The following is a 3538-nucleotide window of genomic DNA, read 5'->3' as shown; positions in this document are numbered from 1 at the left end:
CCTTGGAACTAGCCGCATCGCCAACGCTGCCGAAATTGACCAAAAACCACCAAGCGATATGCCAAGGACGACGCGTGCCGCCAGCAAAACCGGCAGCGACCCCGCAACCTCCGCCAGAACGTTCGACAGGATCAGCAGGAGCGTCATCGCCCAGATGACGACCCTGCGGTCCAGACGCTTTGTCACGATGGCGATTATCGGTGCCGAGATCGCCGCGACGATTGCGGCCGCTGTTAGCGCCTGTCCAGCCGTGCCCGTGGTGATACGGAGATCATGCGCGAGCGGTGTCAGAACGCTGGCGGGCAGAAACTCTGCCGTCACAAGCCCGAAGGTGCCGAAGGAAAGCGAAATGATGGCACCCCATGCAGGGCCAGAACGTTGATAGGGACTTTCTGGGTCAAGCCGATCTCGGTCGAACAAAGCCGCGTCCACTAAATCTGTCGCCGATTCGGTCATGAATGAGTTCTCCGGCTAGGAGCTGTTGCAGCAGGGGTGGCTACATCGCCGGGGATCAAAGCCGCGAGACCTTCCGGCGGCGGCCAGTCGGCATCAGTCGAGGCCTCGGAGCCCGACGCATCCGAGGCCTCATCGGAGGGCCGACGGACCCAACCGTCGACAATGCGGGAGAGTTCTCGGCGCGGTCGCATCGATCGCATTCGTCGAAGTGCGGTCTGTTCACTGCGAACCAAGCAAGCCGAACGCGGTGTCCTCGATCGAGGCCTTGATGGGGGGATGATCGACGATCTCTATATTGCTTTGAAGCAGGAAGTTCCGTCGCCATATGTGGTTATCCTGGCAGCCAGAATTGAGCGGTTGTCGCAAGCACCAAGGCGGTCGCAATGAGTGCAACGAGGCGGAAGTCTGATCGATGGCTGCGGTTCGATGGCCGCGCGATCGACAAAATTGAGGTGATGAGTTATCCCTTTTGAAGCCGTTGCTCCCAATTCTGGGATAAGGTAATTGCAGGCGGTCCCAGCAACGTCGGGCGGCCTTTTTGGTGATCGAATTCATGGGACGACACTCTCGGTCCGTGACGCATCTGCGAATGACTCCGCAAGTTCCGTGCCATCAACGACAAATCTGGCTCTGCTGAGCGGGTGGTGGAGGCACGAGCGTGGGCTATCCCAAGAGCTTGCCGCAAGGTTGTTCGAAGTTGAGGTGCCGGATAGACCGCAAATATGTCGGGCGGCCTGGGGTTGGCCAACACGAAGATGCGCAAGTTCAAAAGGACGAGCTGAACCCTTGCCGATATCCATCCGAGGCTGATCTGGAGAAGGTCAAGAACTGCGTCTTGAAGGCTTCCGCCGCACCGGCAAATGCTAAGCCAAGGTGCTGGGCAAGATGGACAGGGCCATCCAACCCGTCGACTGGACGCTCATTAATGGCGTCGGTGTGGCTCTGTAGCTGGCGAGAAAAACGCCCTGCTGAAAGACAAAAGCTCGTGTGGCCGGCTCTGAAGGACGGCCAATGAGGCATGCGAGGAGAGGCTATAGTCCATTCGTGTAGACTGATCTTGTCCTACGGAGGCGGCTAACCACCCCGCCAGACATCATCGAGGGGAGCGCCACTAGGCTCACCCCAAGTGTTGGTCGTTTCCACCTGGTGACCTCGGCCAAGTCACCAAGCCGCTTAGCGCAAGCTTTCGAACTGGATGCTCCCCGGGCACATGATCGGCTAGCGATCCCACCAGTTGAGTTGCTCCAAGTCGCTGTCTAGCATTCTACATTCTGTGTCCGACGCTGGACAAGAATGTTGCAATCCCGACCAGCAAGTCAGCGCAGGCGCCACCTGTTGCCCAGCAAACGGCAAGGATTATCGAAAGACGAATTCGGCACGGAGCTTGCACCGACGATTGCATGCAAATGCCGACAGCATCTCATGAACGGTCTCTCGATTCTGGCGCGGTTAAATCGCGGCCGGTTCCAGATCATGTCCCGCCCGAAATGGTGAGGGACTTCAACCTGTTTACGTCGCCCGGCATGTTGCCGACGGCTAACGGGGATCCGCATGCAGCGGTTGCTTGCGTTCATGCCGGGCCTCCGATCTTTTATTCAACCAGCAACACGCGCGACGGTCGGGGTACCTGGGTCATCACTCGCGCGAGCGACCAGCGCCGGGTGCTGCAGGACACCGAAACGTTTTCCAGCCATCGCAGCATCTTCGCCTCTGTGCTCGGCGAGAGCTGGCCGATGATCCCGCTTGAGCTCGATCCGCCATTCCACGGTGTTTTTCGCTCACTGCTCAATCCGCTGCTTTCGCCAAAGCGGGTAATGGCATTGGAGCCGGCTGTCCGGGAACGAGCGATCAAGCTGATCGACAGGATCGCCGCATCAGGCACGAGCTGCGACATCATGAAGGATTTTGCAGTTCCGTTCGCGGTCAATATCTTCCTTCGCTTTATTGGGCTTTCGGACAACGGACTAGAAACATTTGTCGGCTGGGCTAGAGATCTGCTCCACGGCGATAAGGAGCAACGACCACCCGCAGCCCGGACGATCGTGGCCTTCATCGACGAACTTGCCACCGAGCGCCGCAAGGAGCCGGTCGATGATTTCATGACCTTCATCGTGAAGGCAAAGGTCGAGGGTCGTCTGCTCAGTGACGAAGAAGTCCGTGGCATCGGCGTGCTTGTGTTCGTCGCGGGACTCGACACGGTCTCAGCAGCCATATGCTTCGACTTGGCCCATCTCGCGCGCAACCCCAAAGATCAGGAATTGCTACGAAGCGAACCTGACCGGATTGCCGTCGCTGCGGAAGAATTGCTGCGCGCCTATTCGACCATTCAGATGATCCGAGTGGCAACGAAGGATGTCGACTTCAAAGGCGCGCCGATCCGCAAGGGAGATTATGTTTCCTGTGCCACGATGATTGCCAATCGTGACCCGGCGGAATTCGAATGCCCGAATGAGATCGATCTGGCGCGCGAGGACAACCGGCACGCTGCCTTTGGCTATGGTCCCCATCGTTGTCTTGGCTCACACCTTGCCCGGCGGGAGATTGTCATTGGCCTGGAGGAGTGGCTGGCGCGCATCCCAGCCTTTCGGATCAAGACAGGGACTGAACCTATCACCTTCGGCGGCCATGTGTTCGGGATCGAGAATCTGATCCTGGAATGGTCCTGAAGTTTCAGCCAACGACATTGGAGTTCGCTATGCGTGTCGTCGTACATAAAGCCAGATGCCAGGGTCATGCGCGCTGCTGGGCGCGGGCGCCGAGAGTCTTCAAGCTTGATGACGCCGGCTACATCTTGCCCGGTGATATTGATGTTGCCGATGGGGAGCAACTGCTTGCCTCAAAAGGGGTACGAGCCTGCCCCGAACAAGCTCTGGAAGTTGACGAGCCCCCCGCTAACTCAGTTGTAGAGAGAGACACACGCAAAGTGCAGACTGGCATCGGGAAGGACAAAACAATCATACAATTCGCGACAGACCCTGTCGACCACGCGAAAATTACCGAACTGCGTGACCGAGAGGCGATCCGCAACTGCCTGTATCGGTACTGCCGCGGGATAGACCGCGCCGATGAGGCGGCGCTGCGT

The 3538-nt window shown here is 58.4% G+C and carries 3 protein-coding genes; 2 read left to right on the top strand and 1 reads right to left on the bottom strand.

The window, feature by feature from the left end:
• On the bottom strand, positions 1-456 hold a 456-nt coding region (locus EN879_RS28275), incomplete at its 3' end, for an MFS transporter (protein ID WP_164774622.1).
• Positions 457-1943: 1487 nt separating this feature from the next.
• Between EN879_RS28275 and EN879_RS28270 the strand changes: the two genes are divergently transcribed.
• Positions 1944-3122, top strand: coding sequence for a cytochrome P450 (locus tag EN879_RS28270; RefSeq protein ID WP_063169385.1), 1179 nt, complete (start codon positions 1944-1946; stop codon positions 3120-3122).
• 29 nt (positions 3123-3151) lie between these two features.
• Positions 3152-3538, top strand: a 387-nt coding sequence (locus EN879_RS28265) for a ferredoxin (protein ID WP_206521020.1), incomplete at its 3' end; no start/stop codon positions are given.

The sequence above is a fragment of the Mesorhizobium sp. M7A.F.Ca.AU.002.02.1.1 genome (genome assembly GCF_003998535.1).
GTDB classification, from domain to species: domain Bacteria; phylum Pseudomonadota; class Alphaproteobacteria; order Rhizobiales; family Rhizobiaceae; genus Mesorhizobium; species Mesorhizobium ciceri.
Note: the sequence above shows the minus strand (reverse complement) of the source record. Positions and strands in the feature narration are given on the sequence as shown.

Coding starts and splice junctions, on each gene's coding strand:
- EN879_RS28270 (WP_063169385.1), top strand. CDS start 1,944: ATGGTGAGGGACTTCAACCTGTTTACGTCGCCCGGCATGTTGCCGACG.